This window comes from Enterobacter sp. RHBSTW-00901 (assembly GCF_014103115.1).
GTDB lineage: Bacteria > Pseudomonadota > Gammaproteobacteria > Enterobacterales > Enterobacteriaceae > Enterobacter > Enterobacter cloacae_P.
The window spans coordinates 1,525,612-1,551,077 of the sequence record NZ_JABXPB010000001.1 but is presented as its reverse complement, the minus strand read 5'-3'; the positions used below and the strand labels follow the sequence as shown (position 1 = coordinate 1,551,077).

Sequence of the window (25,466 nt, the reverse complement as noted above, 5' to 3'; positions counted from 1 at the left end):
ATTTGATGGCTTATTCAGTACAGAAGTCGCGCCTGGCGAAGGTTGCGAGTGTTTCGCTTGTTATGCTGCTCGCTGCCTGTAGTTCAGACTCGCGCTACAAGCGCCAGGTGAGCGGTGATGAATCCTATCTGGATGCGACACCGCTTGCTGAACTTCACGCACCGGCTGGCATGATCCTGCCGATTCAGAACGGCGATTATAATATCCCCGTGGCTAACGGCAGCGGTCTGGTTGGTAAAGCACTTGATATTCGTCCACCAGCTCAGCCCCTGGCTCTGGTGAACGGGGCGCGTACCCAGTTTACCGGTGATACGGCGTCTCTGATGGTTGAAAACAGTCGTAACAGTACGCTGTGGCCGCAGGTTGTTAGCGTTATTCAGTCGAAGAATTACACGATTGCAAAACGTGATGACGCCAGCCAGAGCTTAACCACCGACTGGGTTGAGTGGAACCGTCTGGATGAAGATCAGCAGTACCGTGGTCGTTATCAAGTCTCCGTTAAACCACAGGGTTATCAGCAGGCGGTTACCGTTAAGCTGTTAAACCTGGAGCAGGCGGGTAAACCGGTTGCTGACCCAGCCTCCATGCAGCGTTACAGCACCGAAATGCTGAACGTGATTGCCGCAGGTCTTGATAAGAACGCGACCGACGCGGCGAACTCTGCACAGGGCCGCAACGGTGTGACCTTCGATGTCCAGAGCGCTGCAGACGAAACCGGTCTGCCAATGCTGGTGGTACGTGCGCCGTTTAACCAGACCTGGCAGCGCCTGCCAGCGACGCTGGAAAAAGTGGGCATGAAAGTGACCGACAGCACGCGTTCAACGGGTAGCGTCACGGCAACATATAAACCGCTGTCTGACAGCGCATGGCAGGAACTGGGTGCGCATGATCCGCAACTGGCCTCCGGCGACTACAAGATTCAGGTAGGCGACCTCGATAACCGCAGTAGCCTGCAGTTTATCGATCCGAAAGGTCATACGCTGACCCAGTCGCAGAACGATGCGCTGGTCGCGGTCTTCCAGGCTGCATTCAGCAAATAAATATGAGGGCTGGTTAATCCAGCCCTTTTTATTTTAGTGCTACGCAAACGTGTGCGTGGCATAATATCCCCAGTTTTGAACACAAATCATCACACCAGGAGTAATGAAGATGCAGAAGCAAGCTGAGTTGTATCGTGGCAAAGCGAAGACCGTATACAGCACGGAAAACCCGGATCTGTTGGTGCTCGAGTTCCGCAATGATACGTCAGCAGGGGATGGCGCGCGCATTGAGCAGTTCGATCGTAAGGGCATGGTGAACAACAAGTTCAACCACTTCATTATGACCAAACTGGCCGAAGCGGGTATCCCGACCCAGATGGAAGCGTTGCTGTCCGATACGGAATGTCTGGTGAAAAAACTGGATATGGTTCCGGTTGAGTGTGTCGTTCGTAACCGTGCCGCGGGCTCCCTGGTGAAGCGTCTTGGCATTGAAGAAGGTATTGAACTGAACCCACCGCTGTTCGACCTGTTCCTGAAAAACGACGCCATGCACGATCCAATGGTCAACGACTCTTACTGCGAAACCTTTGGCTGGGTGAACAAAGAGAACCTGGCGCGCATGAAAGAGCTGACCTACAAAGCCAACGACGTGCTGAAAAAACTGTTTGATGATGCGGGTCTGATCCTGGTCGACTTCAAGCTGGAGTTTGGTCTGTTCAAAGGCGAAGTGGTGCTGGGTGATGAATTCTCACCGGATGGCAGCCGTCTGTGGGACAAAGAAACTCTGGATAAAATGGACAAAGACCGTTTCCGTCAGAGCCTGGGTGGCCTGATTGAAGCCTATGAAGCGGTTGCCCACCGCTTAGGCGTTAAGCTCGACTAACCCCTCTGTCGCCAAAGGATGTTCGCATCCTTTGGCTTCTTACCGTTGTTTCCTATGGTAATCTTGCCGCTAACCGCCTACGATCATAACTATTATAAATGGAATAGTTCGAGGTAGTTATGCGCTGGCAAGGGCGTCGTGAAAGTGACAATGTAGAAGACAGACGCAGCAATGATGGCGGTGGCCCTTCAATGGGCGGCCCCGGCTTCCGGCTACCCAGCGGAAAGGGCGGTATCATTCTGCTTATTGTGGTTCTGGTTGCGGGTTACTACGGTGTCGATCTTACCGGTTTAATGACCGGACAACCTCTTCAACAGCAGCAACACTCTCAGCGCTCCATCAGCCCGAATGAAGATGAAGCGGCTAAATTTACCTCCGTTATCCTCGCCACCACAGAAGACACGTGGGGTCAGCTGTTCGATAAAATGGGGCGAACCTACCAACAGCCGAAGCTGGTGATGTACCGTGGCGCGACCCGTACCGGATGCGGAACCGGGCAGTCGGTGATGGGGCCGTTCTACTGCCCGGCTGACAGCACTGTCTATATCGATCTCTCTTTTTACGATGATATGAAACGCAAACTGGGTGCCGACGGCGATTTTGCCCAGGGGTATGTGATTGCGCATGAAGTCGGACATCACGTGCAAAAATTGCTGGGTATTGAGCCTAAAGTACGTCAGCTGCAGCAAAATGCCTCTCAGGCAGAGGTGAATCGTCTTTCTGTGCGTATGGAGCTACAGGCAGACTGCTTTGCGGGGGTCTGGGGCCATACCATGCAGAAGCAGGGCGTTCTTGAATCAGGTGACCTGGAAGAGGCGTTAAATGCCGCGCAGGCCATTGGGGACGATCGCCTCCAGCAGCAGAGCCAGGGGAGGGTGGTACCGGACAGTTTCACACACGGTACGTCTGAACAACGTTACAGCTGGTTCAAGCGCGGTTTCGACAGCGGCAACCCGGCGCAGTGCAATACCTTTGGCAAAGCCATGTGATGTTGCCGTTTGAACGTCTGATTAACCAGCTCCAGCGCAAAGGGCATCGTCGGCTGGTGGTGCTCAGCGGCGATGCGTCGTGGGCACAGACGCAGGCCGTTGCTCTGCGAGATACCCTGCCTGGCGACTGGCTGTGGCTGGAGGAAAACCACTCACAGGCCATCAGTGGGCTGTTGGGACGCGAGTTTCTGCACGCGGTTTTTGATGCCCGTACCGGGTTTGATGTTTCAGCCTTTGCGGCACTGAGCGGGACGCTGCGTGCCGGGAGCCTGCTGGTGTTGCTGGTTCCTCCTCTCTCTGGCTGGGCGAGGACGCCGGACAGCGATTCCCTTCGCTGGAGCGACACCGCCGAACCGATTGCCACTCCGCATTTTGTGTACCATTTTTGCCGGACGATTATCGCCGATCCTGATGCGATCGTGTGGCAACAAGACCAGCCTTTATCACTTCCTCCATTTTCTGATGAACCTGACTGGCTGCCTGCCAGCGGTGCGCCGCAGCGCGAGCAGGCCGATATTCTGGCGGTACTCCTGGCAATGAAAAACGGCGTGGTGGCCGTCACGGCTGCGCGCGGGCGCGGAAAGTCGGCGCTGGCGGGGATGCTATTAAATTGCATACCGGGCCGGGCCGTTGTCACCGCTCCGACAAAAGGGGCCACGGATGTGATAGCCCGTTTTGCCGGGGAACATTTTTACTTTATGGCTCCGGATGCGCTGCTGGCGTCCACGCTGGAGGCTGACTGGCTTGTTGTTGATGAGGCGGCGGCTATTCCTGGCCCGCTTCTGGAGAAACTGGCCGCGCGTTTTCCTCGTGTACTGCTGACGACGACGGTTCAGGGCTATGAAGGTACGGGGCGAGGATTTTTGCTGAAATTCTGCACCCGCTTCAGCGACTTGCAACGCTATAGCTTATCAACACCGGTTCGCTGGGCTGCCGGGTGTCCACTTGAACGGGTGGTCGCCAGCGCACTGTTGTTTGACGATACGCTCATCGACCAAAAACCGGAAGGTGAAGTATGTTTAACCTCACTGGAGCCACAGGCGTGGGAAAGCAACCCGGCGCTTGTGGCGAGCGTTTATGAACTGCTGTGTGCCGCGCATTACCGCACATCACCGCTGGATTTACGCCGCATGATGGATGCGCCCGGCCAACACTTTGCTGTCGCACAAACCGGCTCTGCCATTGCTGGCGCGCTCTGGCTGGTGGATGAGGGCGGTTTAAGCCCTGAACTGAGCCGCGCGGTGTGGGCGGGTTTTCGTCGGCCTCGTGGGAACCTTGTGGCGCAGTCGCTGGCGGCACATGGCTGCTCTCCTCTGGCGGCGACGCTTAAGGGGCGGCGGATAACCCGCATTGCCGTTCATCCCTGGCGTCAACGGGAAGGTATCGGACAGGCGCTGATCCACAATGCAAGGGGTCAGGATTATCTGTCGGTCAGTTTTGGTTATACCGACGAGCTGTGGCGTTTCTGGCAACGATGTGGTTTTGTGCTGGTGCGAATGGGCAGCCATCGCGAAGCCAGCAGTGGCTGCTACACCGCAATGGCGTTACTGCCACAGAGCGAAGCGGGGCATCGGCTGTGTGAACAGGCGCAACAACGCCTGCGTCGCGATGCGCGGATCCTGTCGTTCTGGAATGACGAAAAGATCCCGGTGGAGGATGGCTGGGAAGCTACCCTTAATAATGACGACTGGCTGGAACTGGCGGGGTTTGCCTTTGCCCACCGGGCGTTTTCTACCTCTGTTGCCGCGTTAACACGCTTGCTGCTCGCCGTGGAGATGCCGCTCCCGGCCCTGCGCGGTAAAATTGAGGGGAAAAAAGACGACGCACAACTCAGTGCTGAACTGGCGCTCTCCGGGCGAAAAGCGCTGCTGGCAAGGCTTCGCAGCGAAGCGATACAGGCGCTTGAATGTCTTGATAATCCGCGCTGTCAGACGCTGAAGAACACGGTTTTACAATGGCAATTTTTTCAATGACTTCTTCAGTAAAGTGGCATGGTCATTCACTCCGGGAGGTGTAGGATCCAGGTCATCAATTAAGGAGACCGCCATGAAACACGACCATTTTGTTGTTCAAAGTCCCGACAAACCGGCTAAACAGTTACTGCTTCTGTTTCATGGTGTTGGCGATAACGCCGTCAATATGGGGCAGATTGGCAGCTGGTTTGCACCTGTTTTTCCCCAGGCGCTGATTGTCAGCATTGGTGGTGTGGAGCCGTGTGGCCCGAACGGGCGACAGTGGTTCTCCGTGCAGGGCGTGACGGAAGAAAATCGTCAGGCGCGGATTGATGCCATCATGCCGACCTTTATCGAAACGGTACGCTACTGGCAGCAGCAAAGCGGCGTAGGCGCGGATGCCACGGCGCTGATTGGCTTCTCGCAAGGGGCCATCATGTCGCTGGAGAGTGTAAAAGCGCAGCCGGGTCTGGTCTCACGTGTTATTGCCTTTAACGGCCGTTTTGCGACGCTACCGCAAAGCGCAACAACGCAGACCACAATCCATTTGATCCACGGTGGTGACGACCGGGTGATTGAGCTTTCGCATGCGGTTGCCGCGCAGGAAGCCCTGATCCGCGAAGGCGGGGATGTCACGCTGGATATCGTTGACGATTTGGGTCACGCGATTGACGATCGCAGCATGCAGTTTGCACTCGACCATCTGCGTTATACCGTACCGAAGCACTACTTTGATGAAGCGCTCAGCGGCGGTAAGCCGGATAACGATGATATTGTAGAGTTTATGTGAGAAAAGGCCCTCTCCCCTTGTGGGGAGAGGGTTAGTGCGAGGGGGATGAACGAATTACTTCTTCTGGTCTTTCTTCGGCCAGTTGTCGTCATCGTCCCACTTGTCGTTAAAATCACGATGTGGCGGAAGGTCAGGCTTGTTGGCGAGGAATTTTTTGTGGTCAACGCGCTTAAGATCTTTAATTACGTTAAGCACCACGCCAACCAGAAACACCAACACCAGAATCCACCAGTACTTTGAAAGCCAATCCATTTGCTATTCCTTCTCAGAACAGTCGTCAGGCGACGAGCTGCTCCATGATGCGTTGATACATACGGGCCAGTAGTTGTAAATCTGCCGCATTTACACATTCATTTATTTTGTGAATGGTTGCGTTCACCGGCCCCAGTTCGACAACCTGAGCGCCCATCCGGGCGATAAAGCGTCCGTCTGAGGTACCGCCCGTCGTCAGCAGTTGTGGCTTAATTTCATTATAGTGTGCGATGGCACTCACTACCGCATCCACCAGTTTCCCGCGCTGCGTCAGGAACGGCTGGCCGGAAAGCCACCACTCCACGGTATAGCGCAGTTGATATTTTTCCAGCAGCGCGATCACGCGCGCTTTGATCATCTCGTCGGTCAGTTCCGTACTGAAGCGGAAGTTAAACTGGACGAAGAAATCACCCGGGATCACGTTGTTGCTGCCGGTACCGGCCTTCACATTGGCAATTTGCATGCTGGTAGGCGGGAAGAACTCATTGCCTTTGTCCCACTCAATGCCTACCAGCTCGTTCAGCATCGGTGCTGCGCGATGCACGGGGTTATCGGCCAGGTGAGGATAAGCTACGTGCCCCTGGACCCCATGAATGGTCAGGTTACAGGTCAGCGATCCGCGACGACCGTTTTTCACCACATCGCCCACCACTTCGGTACTGGACGGTTCGCCGACCAGGCAGTAGTCCAGACGTTCGTTGCGCGCCATCAGCGCCTCTACCACCTTCACGGTGCCGTGATGAGCGCTGGCTTCTTCGTCGGAGGTGATCAGAAACGCGAGGCGGTTTTTATGGTTCGGGTGCTGGGCAACAAAGCGTTCCGCCGCCACGACCATCGCCGCCAGCGAGCCTTTCATATCTGCCGCACCGCGGCCGAATAGCATGCCATCGCGGATGGTGGGTTCAAACGGTGGGTTGATCCAGCGGTCCGCATCACCTGCGGGAACCACATCGGTATGACCAGCAAAGGCCAGCGTTTCACCCTGGCCGCGCCATGCCCAGAAGTTCTGCGTGTCGCCAAAATCCATACGTTCAACGGTAAAACCGATGGCACGCAGGCGCTCAATCATTAATGCCTGACAACCTGCGTCGTCCGGGCTAAGGGAAGGACGGCGAATAAGCTGCTGAGTCAGCTCAATGACCGGGCATGACATAAACTACACCTCAACGAAAAAAGTCAGAATAAAGGGTTTCACTGAAACCCAGCAGCATAGGCTGCCCGGGCGCGCAGAGCAATGGGCGTTTGATAATTGCTGGCATTTCGAGCATCAGACTGGCTGCGCTGTCGGCGTTGTTGATGCTGGCACGCAGTGATTCGTCCAGTTTACGCCAGGTGGTTCCACGGGTATTGAGCAGCGCTTCCCAGTCCAGTTCGCTGATGGCAGTATGCAGAAATTCTGCATCAAGCCCATCGGCGCGGTAGTCGTGGAAGCGATACTGCACATTGTGTGCTTCCAGCCAGCGGCGAGCCTTTTTGATGGTGTCACAATTTTTAATGCCGTACATCACAATCATGGTGAATCCTTTTGTTCTTATGATGATTAAATGTTCAGTAATTTCGAATTTTTATCCTTAAGTGGAATATAACACATTCGGGAATTCTATTAATTTACAATTCTTCTTAATTCAACTCACACCTGTAAGCTGAATATTTTTTCATCATTTAAGCATAGATGTTCATAAGGGTTAAATTTCTAATAAACTCAGTCAGTAATTTAGAATTTACCTGCCTGTAAGGTTATTTCAAAATATTGCTATACGTCACACAAAATTTACGACCCTGCGTTCATATTTATCATAAATCCAGGACGGTAGCGGGGTACAATCGGTGCATCTGGTTAGATTGTCTTCACAATGATGGTACGTTTTCGTAGAATACGCATAATAATAAGAGAGGTTGTTATGATTGAACGTGAACTGGGGAACTGGAAAGATTTTATCGAAGGCATGCTTCGTAAATGACATTCAGGAAGAATTGCAAGAGCACTAAAATAAGTAAAATAACCATAGTGTGAGTTAATCACACAGTAAAAAGGCGGCTATAAGAGCCGCCTTTTTTTATACCCTAAATAATTCATTGGGTTATTCAGGACGTTCCCTGAGAGGGAAGCGGCGACGCACCAGCACAAAGAACAGAGGAACAAAATAAATGGCCAGGATTGTGGCTGAAATCATGCCACCCATGACGCCCGTACCCACCGCGTGCTGGCTACTGGAGCCTGCGCCTGAACTGGTTGCCATAGGCAATACGCCAAAGACAAACGCCAGAGAGGTCATCAGGATCGGGCGTAAGCGCTGACGGCAGGCGTGTAGCGTGGCAGCCATTAGCTCATGCCCTTTGGCATTCATCTCGTTGGCAAATTCGACGATCAGAATGGCGTTTTTTGCCGACAAACCGATAACGGTGAGCAGCCCTACCTGGAAGTAAACGTCGTTTTCCAGACCGCGCATCCAGGTTGCCAGCAGTGCGCCGATCACACCAAGCGGTACCACCAGCATGACCGAGAACGGCACTGACCAGCTCTCATAGAGCGCGGCAAGGCAAAGGAATACCACCAGCAGCGACAGCGCATACAGTGCAGGAGCCTGAGCCCCGGAGAGACGCTCCTGGTAAGACATTGCCGTCCACTCCAGACCAAACCCGGTGGGTAACTGTTGCACCAGTTTTTCCATCGTGTCCATTGCGGTACCGGTACTGACGCCCGGGGAGGCCTCACCGATGATTTCAACAGCAGAATAGCCGTTATAGCGTTCCAGACGTGGTGAACCGCTCTCCCAGTGCGAAGAGGCAAAGGCTGAGAACGGCACCATGCCGCCTGAATTATTACGCACAAACCAGCGGTTGATATCGTCCGGTAACATACGGAACGGTGCGGCAGACTGAACATACACCTTTTTCACGCGGCCGCGATCCATAAAATCATTCACATAGCTGGAGCCCCACGCCGTCTGCAGGGTGTCGTTAATATCGGCGATGGACACCCCCAGTGCCTGCGCTTTGCGCTGATCGATATCAACCTGCAGCTGCGGGCTGTCATCCAGACCGTTATGTCGGACGCGGGTCAGGTCAGGATTTTTTCCCGCCAGCTCTAACAGTTTATCGCGCGCCGCCATCAGTGCCGTGTGGCCAGCGCCCGCGTGATCCTGCAGTTCCATATCAAACCCGGCGGAGCTGCCGAGGCCGCTGATGGCCGGAGGGCTGCTGGCAAAGACGCGCGCTTCCTTGATGTGTGCAAAGGCTTTTGTCGCGCGCTCGATAATGGCAAACGACGTGCCCGTTTTTGTGTCGCGCTCGTTCCAGTCCTTCAGGCGTACAAACATACGGGCGACGTTCTGCCCGTTACCACCCGGGCCTGAGCCGACGGTCGAAAATACCGAAATGATGTTATCTTTCTCTTTGGTGAAGAAGTACTGTTCCACCTTTTCGACCACTTTCAGAGTCTGCTGTTGCGTTGCGCCGCTCGGTAGTTGCACCGAGGTGGTGAACATGCCGCGGTCTTCCATCGGCAGGAATGAGGTGGGGAGGTGCAGGAACAGCCAGACCATTCCGCCCAACAGCACAACGTAAATCATCATCCAGCGCAGGCTGCGGTGCAGCACCTTACCGACGCCCATTTCATAACGTGCGGCATTGCGGTTGAACATACGGTTAAACCAGCCGAAAAAGCCTTTCTGGCCGTGGTGTTCACCTTTATTCAGCGGCTTAAGGAGGGTGGAACAGAGGGCAGGGGTGAGGATCAACGCCACCAGCACGGAAAGCACCATTGCGGAGACGATGGTTATCGAGAACTGACGGTAAATGGCACCGGTTGTGCCGCCAAAGAAGGCCATCGGAATAAAGACCGCCGAGAGCACCATCGCGATGCCGACTAATGCTCCCTGAATTTGCCCCATTGATTTACGCGTCGCCTCGCGCGGCGGAAGCCCCTCTTCGCTCATGATACGCTCGACGTTTTCAACCACCACGATGGCGTCATCCACCAGAAGGCCGATAGCCAGTACCATTGCGAACATGGTCAGGGTGTTGATGCTGTAACCAAACGCGTAAAGCACCGCAAAGGTGCCAAGCAGCACTACTGGCACGGCAATGGTTGGGATCAGCGTGGCGCGGAAGTTTTGCAGGAACAGGTACATCACCAGGAACACCAGCGCGATGGCTTCCAGCAGGGTCTTCACCACATCCTCAATCGAGGCTTTAACGAAGGAGGTGGTTTCATAGGCGACTTTGTACTTCAGACCGTGCGGGAAATACTGCGACAGCTCATCCAGTCGGTCTAACACCAGCTTCGCCGTAGCCATTTCATTTGCACCGGAGGCAAGCTTAATGCCCAGACCGGAGGCCTGATTACCGTTAAAGCGGCTCAGGTAGTCATACTTCTCCGCCCCCATTTCCACCGTGGCGACATCGCCCAGGCGGACTTCAGAACCGTCCTGATTCACGCGCAGGGTAATATCGCGGAACTGATCGGGTGTCTGGAGCAGCGACTGCGAGTTAATGGTGGCATTCAGCGCTTGTTTATCGACGGAAGGTGTTCCCCCCAGTTGCCCTACGGCTATCTGAGCATTCTGGGATTTAATGGCATTCGTGACGTCGGTTGCCGTCATCTGGAAGCTGTTCAGCTTGTTGGGATCAAGCCAGATACGCATGGAGTACTGTGAGCCGTAGGCGTCGATATCGCCGACGCCGTTAATACGGCTGATCGGATCCTGAATATTACTGGCAACGTAGTCCGCAATATCCTGCTTATCCATTGAGCCGTCGGTAGAGACAAAAGCGATGGTCAAAATGTTAGTGTCACCGGTTTTACGCACGGTAACGCCCTGGTTCTGAACCGCCTGAGGCAGCTTGCGCATGGCCGACTGTAACTGGTTTTGCACCTGTTGCACCGCTTCGTCCGGGTTGCTACCCGCCGTGAAGCTCAGGGTGACCGTGGCCTGGCCCGTGGCGCTGCTTTGTGAGGACATGTACATCAGGTTATCCAGACCTGTCATGTTCTGCTCGATAACCTGCGTCACGGTATTTTCCAGCGTCTGCGCCGAAGCACCAGGGTAGTTAGCCGTGATGCGCACGTTTGGCGGAGCCAGATCGGGGTATTGCTCAACAGGAAGTGAAGTAATGGCCAGGACACCTGTCAGACACAACAGAATGGCAAGTACCCAGGCAAAAATGGGGCGATCGATGAAAAAATTCGCCATGAAAGTGTGACCTCGTTTTGCTGCACGTCATTATTGTATATTGCCTGCAACACTGTAACGGCAAGACAAAGGCCAAACGTGGAGAAATAAAGGAGATAGTGTAAATTATCATTCCCTTTTTACCTTCTCCCCCACGCAGGCTCGGGTGAAAATATCACGTATCCGTAAGACGGGCTGTTGATATAGCGCCTTACTTTGCCGTTATTTATCCGCAAGCGGGGAGGGAGAACGGAATGTTACACTCACCTGCGTTCCACCGTTTTGCGGCTGTGAAAAGTGCAGTGCTCCTCCGAGCCGCCCCGCGCGTTCGCGCATAATGTTTAGCCCGTAATGTCCCGGCGGTTCGCTGGCCTCGCCAATGCCGATACCGTTATCGCGAATGTTCACGATGTGAGTGCCATCCGCAGAGGTCACGCAGCTCACGGTGATCTCGCTGGCCTGGGCGTGCTTAATGGCATTCAGCACGGCTTCACGCACGATTTGTAATAAATGCACCTGCTTTTGTGCGTCCAGTGCCAGGGAAGAGAGACGACAGTCAAGGTACAGCTTCGCCTGTGTTTGACTCTGCAACCCGTCCAGCGACTCCTGGAGTGCGGCGGGAAGATTGGCGTGGTTAAGCGTCAGACGGAACGTCGTGAGCAGTTCACGTAGCTGATGCCAGGCGTTGTTTAATTCGCGGGAGAAGTCCGTGATGATGGTTTGCGCCGGGGTGTTCTCCTCCGGTATGGCATGACGGAGGAGCGTAAGCTGGATGCGTAAATACGACAGCACCTGCGCCAGCGAATCATGCAGCTCGCGGGCAATCGTCGCGCGCTCTTCCATCAGCAGCAATTGCTGGTAATGCTTTTGTGCCTGGTTGAAATAAAGCCCGCGCCCCAGCATTGTCGCCACGCTTTGCATCAGCGTTTGGGGCACCGTGCCCGTTTCGCTTTGCCAGCGCAACTCACCATACAGGGTATCCTGCATCAGCACTGGCAGGCTTTGCAGTGGGGCACTCTTCGACGCATTCCCTTCGCATAGCCGCCAGTCGTCGCTGGTTCGTAGCTCCAGGTAATTCATCTGCGTGTATTCGTGCACAATCTGCAAAATATGTCTGAAACTGTGGCTGTCTATCTGGCCGGTATTCAGTGCCTGAGAACATTTGAACAACATTTCGAGCTGTTGATGGGCTTCATTCAGATGCTGCGTCTTTTCCGCAACGGAGTGCTCAAGCGAGCGATAAAGCGTGTGTAGCTCGGCCGACATATGGTTGAACGCGTGGGAAAGTTGACCCAGTTCATTCGGCAAAGCGGTATCCGGTGCGGGGGTATCAAATTGTCCCTGCTCAATGCGTTCACTTGCTGCCACCAGATTGTTCAGCGGCAAAACCACCTGGCGACGGATCCGTCGCAGGGTTAACGCCGTCAGCAGCAGGATGCCAAGACCGCCAGCCAGCGATATCAGGATGACCAGCTGTATTTTATGTTCGGTGTAATGCTGGAGCGTGAGCACAAAGGTATCGATGTGGCCGACAAAATCTTCAATGTGATCCTGATACCACGCGCTATCTCCGCTGGCGATACGCTTATCCATCTCCTGCCAGGCAAGATGCAGTTGCTGATAGCGCTGTTTGACATCGTCCGGTACGTACCAGCGGTTCAATTTCTGCAGGGCAGGCGCGCTCAGGGTTTGTTGCCAGATCTCGCGATGCGCCACCAGCGAGGGGCTGTGTCGCTGCATCTCGTAGCCCAGTCGGTAACTCTGCATGCGCAGTGAACCGGCAATATTGATGGCTTCGGCGTCACGCTGGCTACTGGCGAGCGTCAGCAGGGCGATGGTGCTGGTCAGAACCGACAGCACAATAATCGAAAAGAAAGCCCGGGCCAGGCTTCCGGAAACGGGTCGTTTAACGGTCACAGAACAGCTTCCTGAATAAAATTGATCTGCCACAGGTTCACTGGAAATAGTTTGGCTTCCGGGCATGTGAATATTGCCTGATCGCGCCACCGTGGGTAAATACAGTACTTATATAAAGAATAAGGTTATTGAACCAAAAACAGGTGTTGTTATGAATCGTTTTATTATGGCCAACAGCCAGCACTGTATTGGATGTCGTGCCTGCGAAGTCGCCTGCGTGATGGCGCACAACGGTGAAGAGCACGTCCTGAGCGAGCGCCATTTTCATCCCCGCATTACGGTGCTCAGGTCAGGCGAAAAGAAAACCCCCGTCACCTGCCACCACTGCGAAAATGCGCCCTGTGCACAAAGCTGTCCGAACGGGGCCATCAGCAAACACGACCACAGCGTACAGGTGAATCAACAAAAATGCATTGGTTGCAAAGCCTGTGTGGTCGCCTGCCCATTTGGCACGATGGAGATTATCGTCACGCCGCTCGACAACGGCAGCGTGAAGGCCGAAGCACACAAATGTGACCTCTGCCTGACGCGCCCGCAAGGCCCGGCCTGTATCGAAAATTGCCCGGCGGATGTCCTGACGCTGGCGACACCCGCCGTCCTCGACAATCTGGCAAAATCGCGTCGTCAGCGCACTGCTCGTCTGGAAGCGCAACCCTGGCATGGCGAAGCGGTTGGTCATGACGTGGTGCAAACTAAACTGCAGCAGATGCAAAACACGCCGCAACGCGGTGAGCCGGATAAGCTCAGCCCGCAGGAACGCGCCGGCCATTTTAATGAAATCACCCTGCCGTTTCGGGCAGAACAGGCTCAACGTGAAGCCTCGCGCTGCCTGAAATGCGGGGAACACAGTATTTGCGAATGGACGTGCCCACTGCACAACCACATCCCGCAGTGGATTGAACGTGTCAACGCAGGAGATATCGCCGGTGCCGTGGCGCTCTCTCACCAGACCAACTGTTTACCTGAAATTACCGGCCGCGTCTGTCCGCAGGACAGATTATGTGAAGGGGCCTGCACAGTGCGTGATGAATCAGGTTCAGTGACCATTGGTAACATCGAGCGCTATATCTCTGACCAGGCGCTGGCGCTGGGCTGGAAACCGGATATGAGTAATGTTTCCCCGGTGGGGAAACGGGTGGCCGTTATCGGAGCAGGGCCTGCCGGGCTCGCCTGCGCTGATGTGCTGGTGCGCAGCGGTGTGAGCGTCACCGTCTATGATCGTCACCCGGAAATTGGCGGTCTGCTGACGTTTGGCATTCCGGCCTTCAAGCTGGATAAATCGTTGCTCGCGCGGCGCAGAGAGATATTTACTGCGATGGGGATCCATTTTGAGCTGAACTGTGAAGTGGGCCAGGACGTGTCGATGTCTCAGCTACGAAGCGATTACGATGCCCTGTTTATTGGTGTCGGCACCTACCGTTCCATGAAGGCCGGTATACCGCACGAGGACGCACCGGGCGTGTATGACGCGCTGCCTTTCCTGGTGGCGAACACGCGCCATGTGATGGGGCTGGAATCGACGGTCAAAGAGCCGTTTATCGACACCCGGGGTCTGAACGTGGTGGTGCTCGGTGGGGGAGATACCGCGATGGACTGCGTGCGTACCGCGTTACGTCACGGTGCGACGAAGGTCACCTGCGCCTACCGCCGGGATGAAACCAACATGCCTGGCTCGAAAAAAGAGGTGAAGAACGCAAAAGAAGAGGGCGCTGAATTTGAATTTAACGTCCAGCCCGTTGAGCTGGTGCTTGCCGCTGACGGGCAGGTTAACGGCATTCGGATGCTGCGCACCGAACTGGGTGACGCGGATGCCCAGGGACGCCGTCGGCCTGTTCCGGTGGCGGGCAGTGAGTTTGTTATGCCTGCTGATGCGGTGATCATGGCGTTTGGTTTTAATCCGCACGCGATGCCGTGGCTGCAGGCGCAGGGTGTCGAGACGGATGACTGGGGGCGTATCATTGCCTCCGTAGAGGGGCGCTATCGCTACCAGACCACCAACCCGCAAATTTTTGCCGGGGGTGATGCGGTACGCGGTGCGGATCTGGTGGTGACTGCGATGGCAGAAGGACGTCATGCCGCGCAGGGCATTCTCGACTGGCTTGAAGTAAACGCGCCAAAAATGCACTAAATCCGGCGAGCGACAAAGCGGGGTTCACGGCGTAGTATAAATGCACTTATTATGCCGTGGAGCCCGTATGACCCTGAAAATCGACGTTATCAAAGACAAAATCCTATCTGAAAATTACTTTGTCCTGCGTAACATCACCTATGATTTAACGCGTAATAACGGTGAAGTTATCCGCCATAAACGCGAGGTCTACGACCGTGGCAACGGGGCAACCATTCTGCTCTACAACCGTGAAAAGCAAAGTGTGGTGTTGATCCGCCAGTTTCGGGTGGCGACATGGGTCAATGGCAACCCGGATGGACGGTTGATTGAAACCTGCGCGGGTCTTCTTGACGACGATGAGCCAGAAGTGTGTATCCGCAAAGAGGCCATCGAAGAGACGGGCTTTGAAGTGGGGAACGTTAAAAAAGTCTTCGAGCTGTTTATGTCGCCAGGCGGCGTGACGGAACTCATCCATTTCTTCATTGCGGAATACAGCGATGCCCAGCGAACGCACCGGGGCGGCGGCGTAGACGATGAAGATATTGAAGTGCTGGAACTTCCCTTTTCCCGGGCGCTGGCGATGGTCCATTCAGGGGAGGTTAAAGACGGTAAGGCTGTGATATTGCTGCAGTATTTACAAACATCCGGCTTAATGGGCGATGTTTCGGACAACTCTATCTGATAAATCCGATTGAGCACGCCAGGCTTGAACACGAAGATATTATCCAGATATGCGTTTTTGTTTCCGGGATTGTGCCATTCATGCGCCACTGCGTTTTTGTTCTCTGTTTATTTTGCGTACTCCCCACGCCGTGGGTGTGGGCTGCGCCTTCTCAGCAATCGTTCTCTGACTGGCAGGTCACCTGCAATAACCAGAATTTTTGCGTTGCGCGCAATACCGGTGAACATCGCGGTCTGGTGATGACGCTCAGCCGCAGCGCCGGGGCGAAAACCGATGCCACGCTGCGTATCGATCTTGGCGGCCTTTCTGCCCCCTCCGTAAAAGAACCCGACATTGCGCCACGCCTGCTGCTGGATAATGCCCCGCTTAAATTTGAACCGCTGCACTGGCAGTTAACCCCCTGGCATCTGAAAACGGATGTCGCCGCTACCATCACGGCATTTTTGAAAAGCATTCAGGAAGGGAAGGCGCTGACCCTGCGTGGCGGCAACCAGGTTATCTCGCTGGTCGGTCTGAAAGCTGCCTTGCTGTTTATTGACGCCCAGCAAAAACGCGTTGGCAGCGAAACGGCCTGGATTAAAAAAGGGGGCGAGCCGTCGTTGAGCGTACCGCCTGCACCGGCCTTAAAAGAGGTGGCGGGGGTGAACCCGACACCCACGCCGCTGTCTCACGGTGAACTGAACGACCTGCTGGATTACGGTACCTGGCGGATGAATAACAGCCAGTGCTCGCTTGATCCAAACCGCCGGGAAGTGCGCGTGACTGCGCTAACCGACGACAAAGCGCTGCTGATCATCAGCTGTGAAGCAGGGGCATACAATACCGTCGATTTGGCGTGGCTGGTGTCGCGCAGAAAACCGTTTTCCGCCCGCAGCGTGAGGCTGCGTCTGCCGTTTACCCCTGTAAGCGACAGCAGTGAAATGGAGCTGATGAATGCCCGCTTTGATGAAAAAACGCGTGAACTGACCACGCTCGCGTTAGGGCGTGGTATTGCGGATTGCGGGATCCAGACTCGCTGGCGTTTTGACGGTCAGCACTTCCGTCTGGTGCGTTATGCCGAAGAACCCAGCTGTGATAACTGGAATGGGCCAGATGCCTGGCCCACGTTGTGGATCACGAGGTAGCGTTTTGCCGGGTGGCAACTACGCTTGCACGGGCGAAAGCCCGACCCGTTAGTTTTTGCGGAAAAAGTCGTTATACAGCATGTACAGATGTGCCGCGCTCCAGGAGAAGTTAGGTGCGCCTTGCTGCGCGCCGGTCAGCGGGTTGTAGTTTTCCTGAATTGGGCCATCGGACGTTAACCCCTTCGCATGCTTAAAGAAGGTTTCCGCCAGAGTTTGTGCCTGTTCACGGTAGCCATAGCGTTCCATCCCTTTTAATCCAAACCAGAACTGGTCGACCCAGACGCGGCCACGCCAGTAGATATCCGGGCCAAACGCCGGGTTGGTCAACGCGGCCGTGCCGAGCGGCACGTATGTGTTGAACTCTTGCGGATCCAGCATCACCTTCACCACGGCGTCAGCATGTTCCTGCGTTGCTGCACCATTAAACAACGGCGACCAGCCTTCCGGCCCCTTACCGCGTTCGACGATAGGTTTGCCCGCGCAGCCGTTCTCCAGCGGCTTATCCTCAATGCGAATGTCGTAGTAAAAACCGCTTTTCGCATCGAACATACAGGTATTGATATAGGTCGCGAGCTTATCCGCCAGCTGGCGATAGTGGCTGGCTTCCTGCTCTTTCCCAAGCAGGCTCGCCATTTGCGCCAGATAGTGATTGTCGCTGTACATATAGCTCGCCTGGTCGACGGACTCCTGCAGTAACGAATAGCCCAGCAAGTTGCCCTCTTTGCTGCGGTTTTCCGCGAATTTTACCGTCCAGTCGCTGCGTTTCCCGCCGTTTTCGACGTATTTATCCAGCTGTGCTTTATCAATAAACCCGAACACGGCGGCATCGTCACGTCCGGATTCCCACGAGGCGGCAACCTGCGCCGGGATCTCCAGACTGTCATAATGCCCTTTGTCGATCACCCTGGCGTAGTTGTTCAGACCAGAGAGTGATTCCGCGTTATCGCCTTTCTTAACGGTAAACAGCATTTCACCGTCAGGGGTGTTATGGGCTTTGTCACGTGTCGCACCGTACTCCGGCACGCCGTTGCCGTTATGGTCCCGGTTACGTAGCCACCAGTCATGATAGGCAACCAGTTTTGGATACATCTCTGCCAGCCAGGCCTTATCGTGCGTGGTGTTGTAGACCTCCATCACTGACCAGGCCGCCAGGCTCGGTTTGGTATTGCGCTCGTTCCAGTTGCCACCGTCGCCACCGCGTTCCGGGCTCAGGTTCCAGGCGATAAGATCCGGTACAAAACCGGCATCCTGCGGGCGCAGAGGATCGTCGGCTTTGATTTGCCACGAGAAGACCGCGCGGATGTTCTCTTTGGCGATATCCGGGTTGAAATGCGACATTGCAAACGCCTGTTTCCAGGTATCCCACGGCCAGGTCTGGTTACCGGAGAACCAGCGTCCGGTTACGGATGGTGTTACCGTGTTGTAACGTACCGCGCCGCCAGGCGAGCGCCAGTTACCGTTCAGCGTTTCAATCGCTTTCACCGCCACGCGGGTTTGTTCCGGTGTTGCATTCGGGTTGGTTAGCCCTTTCTGCAGATAGCCCTCCCAGCGTTGTTGTGAGGCGGCAATGTAGGAGGCGGGACGCGCCAGGATATCGCGGATTTGCGGCTGTTCGCGTTTGACCTCATCTGCATTCAGCAAATGTGAATAGGTGGTATACAGCGTGGTGCTGCCTGTAATGTGCGCCCGGCTGGTAAAACGATGCCCGTCGACCGTGGTTTCGACGGGTAATGATTTATGCACCTGATATTCAGAACTGCCGGAGGTCAGCAGATCCCACGTCGAACGCACTTTGCCAAAGGTGACCTTCAGGCCATCGCGGGTGGTGACAATTTTGCGCTGATAATCGGGAAATGCTCCGTCGATGGTTTTATCCGAAAGCGGTTTACCTTCTTTGGCCTCCAGCTTTTCCAGCAGTTCGCCGTCCCACACAAGATCGAGCGGTGTCTTGCTGGTGATACGGGTTTCCAGCAGTGACGTGCGGGAGGAGGCAAAGCGTAACGTCATCTCTATTTGTACATCTTTCGCGCTCAGTTTTTGCACCAGTGCGCCGGGAACACTCCAGGCCTCAAGGGTGAAATCCACTTTTTTGCCGTTCTGGTACACGCTCAGGCGGTCAAAATTGGTCGCCATAAAGTTGATGTACTCTTCGGTAAGTAGCGCTACGCCGGGAAACCCTCCCTGAGTGTGTGGCCCGTCTGGCAGCAGATGACCATGCCAGGCACCCAAATCGAAAAAGGGATTAAAGCGCTGGTGGTCGTCATAGTCGAAATCGTGCATATACTCCGGCGCACCGGTGCGGTTGACGACGTTTTTAAAGTCGTTTGCGGTTGCCGCATGGGCCGAAAAACTCAGCGCCAGAGCACAGGCCAGTGGCGTAAGTGTGGATGTAAATTTCATGGTGGAAGATCCCTTTTTTACCAGTAGAAGTATTGCATCAGGAAGACCTGGTCACTGGGGTCGCCGGAGGCATTTTTCATGTAGAAGCGGCTGTCGGCAGCAGTGGCAAAGCGTCCACCGCCGTACTCGTACCAGATACCAAACTGCATAAACGACGTGGTTTCATCGGTGGCATTGTCCGGACGATGCTTTGCATAGCTGTAGGCGGTGGAGAGATACACGCCTTTTAACGCCTCAATCATGGCGCTGAGCATATAGCCGGTTTCGGTGCCGGAGACATGCTGGCCTCTGGCGCGTCCGGTATGATGCCAGGCGCGTGCGGCCAGGTTTGGTGACAAAACACCGGTTAAAAAGAGCTGGCCGGTACCATCGGTGACTTCAAGGCCGTTCATCCAGGTGACACCTTTCACAATGTCATACTGGATATAGCCATTCGCCATTGCCGGATAAGTGTACTTATCGTCATAGCGATCGTATTTGCCAAAGTGCAGCCATGCCTTGCTCTCGTCATGGTGCCCGGCAGGCGTGGCGGTGATGCTATAGCGCAGGTCGCCGGAGAGATTTTGCACTTTGAGCGCGTACATAATGTCGCGGGTATTGGGGATCACATAACCCAGGTCGGGGGTGAAATCCCCCCACCATTGCAGGTCATCCAGGGAGGAATCCTGCCGCAGACTGAGCATGATCTCGGTACTGTTATCGGTTTTATAACCGCCGTAAAAGCGGTTGAGCCCGCCTTCAAAACCGCCCCAGCTGTGGTCAGGCACCCAGGCGTTACCCTGATGGTCAGCCTGAACGGTCCAGCCTTCACCGTAAATCAGGCCGAACCAGTTCCCCTGTTTCATCTCCAGACCGCCCTCAATATAGGTGCCGTCGCTGTATTTATGTTTATCTTTACCTTCTAAATCCATATATCCGCCGACACCCAGTTCACCATAAAAACGGAATGACGAAGAGGTGATTTCCGGCGTTTTGGTATCGTCGTGTTCGGCAGGTCGTGCCTCCTCTGCGGCAAATGACGGGCAGCAAAAAGAGAGGGCAGCGAGTGCCCCAAATGTTTTTACTTTAATTTTCATGTACTCATCCCAATGAGAAAAAATCCATGCCTTCAGTGTTAGTTAATATTCGAGGCCGGTGATGCTTCAATTTCTTGTTGTTCTTTTGATAATCCTTTTACGTATTTGCTGTATTTCCACCAGGCAAATCCGAGGAATAAAACAATGCCGCCGACGTTATAGAAAATAATCGTCAGAATATTGCCACCGGTCGGGAAGGTTGAGGCCACAAAACCGATGGTAAAAATCACAATCAGCATCGATACCACTACCATGCCCGTGGTGCGTGAGCCCATTTTGAAATCGCGTGGCAGATGATCGAGCTTACGGCGCAGGTTCAGGTACGCCAGCATGATGAACAGCGGCGGCAGCATTGATGCGGCGGCAGTCATGTTGATGACGGTGTTCATCAGCTCCTGCGCGGTATTCGACCCCATTGTCGGGATAATCATTAACGGGATCACAATCAGATACTGGATCCACGCCGCGCGTGCCGGTACGCCGTTTTCGTTCAGCGCCACGGTTTTGGGACCAAAAATGCCGGTCGGGATTTCAGAGAAGAAAATTTTGACCGGGGTTGCCGTCCACATCAGCAGGGAGCCGAACATCGCGGTAAAGGAAACCAGCCCGACAAAGCGGTTCATCAGCACTTCCGGCAGGCCAAACCATACCGCCAGACCGTGGAACACCTGCACCGAGCCGCCGGTAAATTTCAGCTCTTTGCTGCTGATAAAGACGTTAATCAGCACCGAGGAGATGGAGTACAGCACGCCGATGAATATCCCCGCCAGAATGATCACTTTAACGAAGGATTTGGAGCCGCCCTTAACGTCATTGACGTATACCGCAACGGATTCCGCACCACCGGCAGCCATAAATATCCAGGTGGTAATACCGAGGAATGCCCAGTTGAAGTTCGGGATCATCGCATCCACGGTGATAGGGTCGGCAGGCTGAACGCCACCCATCAGAGCCGCGCCCGCCAGCAGAATATAAGAGAGGGTCAGCAATAGCATCAGCGTGGAGGTGACGGAGGTAATCGGCCCCAGCATTTTCGCCCCGTTGGTAGACACCCAGGTGGAGAAGGCGAACAGCACCATACTCAGTACTGTGGTGGCAAACGGCGTAAGAATGTACTCATAACCCAAAAAGGCGTAAGAGGCGTAGGCGATGACGCGCGGTAATAACGAGGTAAAGAAGAACAGGTTAACAAACCAGTAGGTATAGGCGGTAATAAACGCCCAGCGTCCACCCAGCGAACTTTTCACCCAGGCGTAAACCCCGGCTTCGGAGTTTTTATTCAGTGAAACAAACTCTGCAATGATTAAGCAGAACGGAATGAAATAGAACAGGGTGGCTAAAAAGAACATCGGCGCTGAGGCGAGGCCCAGCTCGATATTGTTGTTGATGACGTTATTAAAACTAAACACGGCGGCAAACGTCAGCGACAGCAGGCCGAATTTGCCGATGGTATTACGCTTAGTGACTTCAGACATAACATATCTCCGGGTACGAGGAGGATAGCGGTGCTTCATTGGCACCGCTGGCTTTTTTATTTGTTATGAAAATAACCGTCTTCGATGGTCACATTGAGGACGACTTTTTTTGCAGGCGTATCACTGATGAAGCGATACGCCTCGTGGTTCTCACAAATGACGATTTGCCCCTCGCGCACCTGTTCGGTGTGACCCACACCTTTCAGGTATTCGCGGTCGGTTTCATCGCGATAACACGCCACAAGCTGAAGGGTTTCTTTTGCGGCGAATTCAATTTTTTGCATTCCCTGCAGGTAGTAATGCACCTCGAAGTAGCGGCGATGGCCGACGAACAATGCGTCGGTACTGGCATCACCGGTCACACGGTAGGCCAGCGAGTCGCCAATCGAGTGGGCAACGCCGGGCTGGATATTGTCGATGTTGTTTATGGCCTCTACGCAGCGCTGCCATTTGCGGCTCGTGCGATAAAGCTGCTGGAACTGTTCCAGGCTGTCGAGAACGATCATTTGTCTGCCTCGCTGTGCGAATTCATGGAGAAGAAACCGGTGCCAAACTGATGGTGCGCCAGCGCCTGCGAGGCGGCTTGTCCACCGTCCAGTGGGAGCAGGGTGAACCCGTAGCGGAACGGTCTGAACCAGACGCGCCAGGAGTCGAGCACTTCGCTTCCCCAGGAGTTGGAGCCTAAACCCAGTACCTGATGGTCAAGGTTGAGGGTAATGTCATCGCAACGATGCAGTTCATTGCAGTGCTGTGCCGCGTGGATGTTCTCTGCCGTGTAGTGCCATGCGCTAAAGTGGATTGGTTGCTCAGGCACCACCAGAAGTCCGCTGCCGTGACGGTTGGCAAGCGTTGCCCAGCGCACCTGCTGGCGGTTGCCGTTGTTCTGCGGGAAGGGGTAATTTTCGAACATCTCATCCACCGTGGTGTGCCACAGATCGATGGTGCTGGCCTGCTGGCTGTCGGGGTAGTTTTCCCCTGGCCCGCGTCCGTAGTAGCTCACCTGGTCAAATTCGCCGTTGATGCCGAGCGTAAAGCCGATGCACGGAATGATGTGCGGGTAATCGCCGTAGCGTTCACCGCTCAGCTCAACGTTGATTTGCCCGTCGGCGGTGATGCGCCAGCGATAGGTGCAGCGCATTCCAAAATCAAACACCGGCGGGGCAATCAGCGTGCGGGTGGTAATGACAACCGCGTCGTCATGCTGCTCAACGTCGAAACTACGCAGATGCTCCTGCATGATCTGCAGATGGTTGGGTTGCCACAGCCCTTCATACTCCTGCTTGTGGTTATCAATCATCGGCTTGAAGAAGTTAATCTTCGGTTCGCGGGTAATCTTTTCCTCGCCGTTAACCTGCCAGACACTGAGTTTTCCCGTTACTTTAGAGAAGATCGCGCGGAAGTTATGCCCGGTCACGGTGTAACTCAGGCGGTCTTCTTCCCGTTTCAGCGGCGTGGCGTTGGTGTTGATCAGCGGCGTCGCATGCGCAGTGCGCGCTTTTAACGGGAACTGGTACACCGCAATGTTGTGTCCCGCTTCGCTATAGCGGGTACGGCTATTTTTGCTGACGCGCACGGTCAGGAACGCTTCGCGCTCATCGAGTTCAGGCAAGTCCAGACTCACGCTGCGCGAACTGTCTGGTGCCAGCCCGGTCACAACCAGCGGCTGGCTGTGCAGCGTTTCACCTTCAGCACGCACTTCGGCAAGCTGGGTGTAATCATCCAGCGTGGTGAACCAGAAGCGGTTTTCAATGTTCAGCTCACCGTTCTGCCAGCGCAGTTTGACCGGAGCGATAACCTGTTTGTATTCGCGCAGTCCCGGGCCTGGCGTTTGATCGGAGTAAATGAGTCCGTCGAGACAGAAGTTGTAGTTATTCGGGTAATCGCCAAAGTCGCCGCCGTAGGCGTAATACGTGTTACCGCTGGCATCAGCCGTCTGAATGCCGTGGTCGCACCACTCCCAGACATAGTGACCCTGAATGCAGTCGTGGCGGTCGAATACGTTCTGATACTCGGTTAACCCGCCGGGGCCGTTACCCATTGCATGGGCGTATTCGCAGATAATGCGCGGTTTGGCATGCGGATATTCACCGAATAAATTCATCAGCGGCACGCGGGTATACATGGTGGAGATGATATCCACCACCTCAGCGTCGCGATCTTCTTCGTAGTGCAGCAGGCGCGTGTCATCCAGCGCTTTTGCCGCCCGGGCCATCGCGCGGATATTGCAGCCGTAGCCAGACTCATTTCCGAGCGACCAGATGATGATTGACGGGTGGTTTTTCTGCGCATGAATGTGGCGTTCGATACGCTCAACGTAGACATGCTCCCACGCCGGATCGTCGGTGATGCGGCTCAGGTCACCGACGTTGGCAAAACCGTGAGACTCCACATCCGTTTCCGCCATCACGAACAGGCCGTAGATGTCGCACAGTTCATAAAAGCGTGGGTCGTTCGGGTAGTGGGCGGTACGAACCGAATTAATGTTGTGTTGCTTCATCAGGATCAGATCGCGCTCAACGCGATCCATTCCCACGGCCCGGCCTTTCTGATGATCGTTATCGTGACGGTTAACGCCGTGCAGCTTCAGGTAGTGGTTATTGACGTAAAACAGGCCGTCACGCACCTTGATGTCACGAAAACCGATACGCTGCGGGATCACTTCCAGCGTCTGTCCGTGCTCATCTTTTAATGTTATGACCAGGTGGTAGAGATACGGTGACTCTGCAGACCACTGCTGCGGCTGCCTGACCTCCATGCTAAAGGATGTCTCACCGCTGCGGCCGATGGTCAGGCTGCCGGTCACGCCCTGATGGAGCACCGTCTCACCGTCATAGAGGGTATAGTCCAGCGATACGCTGGCAGGTTGCGGAGCAAGATTTTCCAGCTCAAGCTGGCAGAAGAGAGTGGCGTTCTGGTACGCCTCGTCGAAGGTAGTTTTGACCGTCACATCACGCACGTGGGTCGGTTTTTTACCTACCAGATAGACGTCGCGGAAAATGCCCGCTGTCCACCACATGTCCTGGTCTTCAATATAGGTGGAATCTGCCCACTGCATGACCCGCACGCACAGCAGGTTTTGCCCGCCATGAACCGCGTCACTGATATCAAACTCAGCGGTCAGTCGGCTACCCTTGCTAAAGCCAATGTAGCGGCCATTCACGTAGACTTCGAAGTAGGTTTCGACACCGTCAAATTTGATAATGGTCTGCTTGTCTTGCCAGTTGTCTGACAGGGTGAACCAGCGCTGATATGCCCCGGTTGGGTTATCCGTTGGTACCCACGGTACATCTACCGGGAAGGGGAAGCCTTCATCGGTATACTGCAGCTGGCCGTGCCCTTCCATTTGCCACATACCGGGCACGGTAATATCACCCCAGTCCGCCATGTAGTGTGAGGTGAAGTTTTCGGGCACCAGCAGTGGATGAGTGAAAAAGCGAAAATTCCACTGGCCGCTTAATGACAGAAAGTGGCTACTGGCTTCGCGGGCAAACGTGCGAGCCTGGGCAACGGTATCGTAAGCGAAGAAGTACGCACGCGGCGGGAGCCGGTTCTCGTGCGTGAGTTGAATATTTTCCCAGCGATTCATGTGATCTCCCTGTGGGGTAAAACATCATTGCTGAGTATTTTAGTAAAAATTTTACTAAATAAAATCAGTAAAGCCG

Annotated in this window: 19 protein-coding genes; 9 read left to right on the top strand and 10 right to left on the bottom strand. The window is 54.7% G+C overall.

Features of this window, described 5'->3' with window-relative positions; all coding sequences use genetic code 11:
- Positions 1 to 5 precede the first annotated feature (5 nt).
- The 5 genes from bamC to ypfH all read left to right on the top strand — a co-directional run bounded on the left by bamC (position 6) and on the right by ypfH (position 5,594).
- A complete protein-coding gene (bamC, locus tag HV318_RS07460; protein WP_182272237.1) occupies positions 6 to 1,040 on the top strand; it encodes an outer membrane protein assembly factor BamC in 1,035 nt (344 codons plus the stop codon).
- Positions 1,041 to 1,149: 109 nt separating this feature from the next.
- Positions 1,150 to 1,863, top strand: a complete 714-nt coding sequence (gene purC / locus HV318_RS07455) for a phosphoribosylaminoimidazolesuccinocarboxamide synthase (protein WP_014071282.1) — start codon at positions 1,150 to 1,152, stop codon at positions 1,861 to 1,863.
- 119 nt (positions 1,864 to 1,982) lie between these two features.
- Positions 1,983 to 2,852, top strand: a complete 870-nt coding sequence (gene ypfJ, locus HV318_RS07450; RefSeq protein WP_182272236.1) for a KPN_02809 family neutral zinc metallopeptidase — start codon at positions 1,983 to 1,985, stop codon at positions 2,850 to 2,852.
- Positions 2,852 to 4,825, top strand: coding sequence for a tRNA(Met) cytidine acetyltransferase TmcA (locus tag HV318_RS07445; RefSeq protein WP_182274553.1), 1,974 nt, complete (start codon positions 2,852 to 2,854; stop codon positions 4,823 to 4,825). Before ypfJ ends, HV318_RS07445 begins: the two co-directional genes overlap by 1 nt.
- A gap of 73 nt (positions 4,826 to 4,898) precedes the next feature.
- Positions 4,899 to 5,594: an esterase gene (gene ypfH / locus HV318_RS07440; RefSeq protein ID WP_182272235.1), complete on the top strand. Its 696-nt coding sequence runs from the start codon at positions 4,899 to 4,901 to the stop codon at positions 5,592 to 5,594.
- 54 nt (positions 5,595 to 5,648) lie between these two features.
- Here ypfH and HV318_RS07435 read toward each other — a convergent pair whose 3' ends face one another.
- From HV318_RS07435 to HV318_RS07425, 3 genes are read right to left on the bottom strand one after another with little or no spacing between them, the layout of a single operon-like run.
- Positions 5,649 to 5,846 (bottom strand): YpfN family protein, encoded by a 198-nt coding sequence (locus HV318_RS07435; RefSeq protein WP_182272234.1) that lies wholly within the window; start codon positions 5,844 to 5,846, stop codon positions 5,649 to 5,651.
- 25 nt (positions 5,847 to 5,871) lie between these two features.
- Positions 5,872 to 6,999, bottom strand: coding sequence for a succinyl-diaminopimelate desuccinylase (gene dapE / locus HV318_RS07430; protein WP_182272233.1), 1,128 nt, complete (start codon positions 6,997 to 6,999; stop codon positions 5,872 to 5,874).
- Positions 7,000 to 7,009: 10 nt separating this feature from the next.
- Positions 7,010 to 7,360, bottom strand: a complete 351-nt coding sequence (locus HV318_RS07425; RefSeq protein ID WP_182272232.1) for an ArsC family reductase — start codon at positions 7,358 to 7,360, stop codon at positions 7,010 to 7,012.
- 387 nt (positions 7,361 to 7,747) lie between these two features.
- Between HV318_RS07425 and ypfM the strand changes: the two genes are divergently transcribed.
- Positions 7,748 to 7,807, top strand: a complete 60-nt coding sequence (gene ypfM / locus HV318_RS07420) for a protein YpfM (RefSeq protein WP_015572204.1) — start codon at positions 7,748 to 7,750, stop codon at positions 7,805 to 7,807.
- Positions 7,808 to 7,927: 120 nt separating this feature from the next.
- On the opposite strand, the gene acrD is transcribed toward ypfM, so the two are convergent.
- Positions 7,928 to 11,041, bottom strand: a complete 3,114-nt coding sequence (gene acrD, locus HV318_RS07415) for a multidrug efflux RND transporter permease AcrD (RefSeq protein ID WP_182272231.1) — start codon at positions 11,039 to 11,041, stop codon at positions 7,928 to 7,930.
- A gap of 201 nt (positions 11,042 to 11,242) precedes the next feature.
- On the bottom strand, positions 11,243 to 12,937 hold the full coding sequence (narQ, locus tag HV318_RS07410; protein ID WP_182272230.1) for a nitrate/nitrite two-component system sensor histidine kinase NarQ: 1,695 nt from the start codon (positions 12,935 to 12,937) through the stop codon (positions 11,243 to 11,245).
- A 151-nt stretch (positions 12,938 to 13,088) separates the two neighbouring features.
- On the opposite strand from narQ, the gene aegA reads away from it, so the two are divergent.
- From aegA to HV318_RS07395, 3 genes are all read left to right on the top strand, one after another.
- A complete protein-coding gene (aegA, locus tag HV318_RS07405; RefSeq protein WP_182272229.1) occupies positions 13,089 to 15,065 on the top strand; it encodes a formate-dependent uric acid utilization protein AegA in 1,977 nt (658 codons plus the stop codon).
- Positions 15,066 to 15,132: 67 nt separating this feature from the next.
- Positions 15,133 to 15,729 (top strand): GDP-mannose pyrophosphatase NudK, encoded by a 597-nt coding sequence (gene nudK / locus HV318_RS07400; RefSeq protein ID WP_182272228.1) that lies wholly within the window; start codon positions 15,133 to 15,135, stop codon positions 15,727 to 15,729.
- Between the two features lie 80 nt (positions 15,730 to 15,809).
- Complete coding sequence (locus tag HV318_RS07395) at positions 15,810 to 16,853, top strand: DUF1176 domain-containing protein (RefSeq protein ID WP_182272227.1); 1,044 nt, start codon at positions 15,810 to 15,812, stop codon at positions 16,851 to 16,853.
- Positions 16,854 to 16,901: 48 nt separating this feature from the next.
- On the opposite strand, the gene ygjK is transcribed toward HV318_RS07395, so the two are convergent.
- From ygjK to ebgA, 5 genes are read right to left on the bottom strand one after another with little or no spacing between them, the layout of a single operon-like run.
- Positions 16,902 to 19,253, bottom strand: a complete 2,352-nt coding sequence (ygjK, locus tag HV318_RS07390; RefSeq protein ID WP_182272226.1) for an alpha-glucosidase — start codon at positions 19,251 to 19,253, stop codon at positions 16,902 to 16,904.
- Between the two features lie 17 nt (positions 19,254 to 19,270).
- Positions 19,271 to 20,329 (bottom strand): protein YgjJ, encoded by a 1,059-nt coding sequence (ygjJ, locus tag HV318_RS07385; RefSeq protein ID WP_182272225.1) that lies wholly within the window; start codon positions 20,327 to 20,329, stop codon positions 19,271 to 19,273.
- A 38-nt stretch (positions 20,330 to 20,367) separates the two neighbouring features.
- The gene (locus HV318_RS07380) at positions 20,368 to 21,804 is read right to left on the bottom strand and encodes an amino acid permease (protein WP_182272224.1); all 1,437 of its coding nucleotides are present in this window, start codon (positions 21,802 to 21,804) and stop codon (positions 20,368 to 20,370) included.
- Between the two features lie 56 nt (positions 21,805 to 21,860).
- Positions 21,861 to 22,310, bottom strand: coding sequence for a beta-galactosidase subunit beta (locus tag HV318_RS07375; RefSeq protein WP_182272223.1), 450 nt, complete (start codon positions 22,308 to 22,310; stop codon positions 21,861 to 21,863).
- A complete protein-coding gene (gene ebgA / locus HV318_RS07370; RefSeq protein ID WP_182272222.1) occupies positions 22,307 to 25,390 on the bottom strand; it encodes a beta-galactosidase subunit alpha in 3,084 nt (1,027 codons plus the stop codon). The genes HV318_RS07375 and ebgA overlap by 4 nt, the downstream gene beginning before the upstream one ends.
- Positions 25,391 to 25,466: the final 76 nt, after the last annotated feature.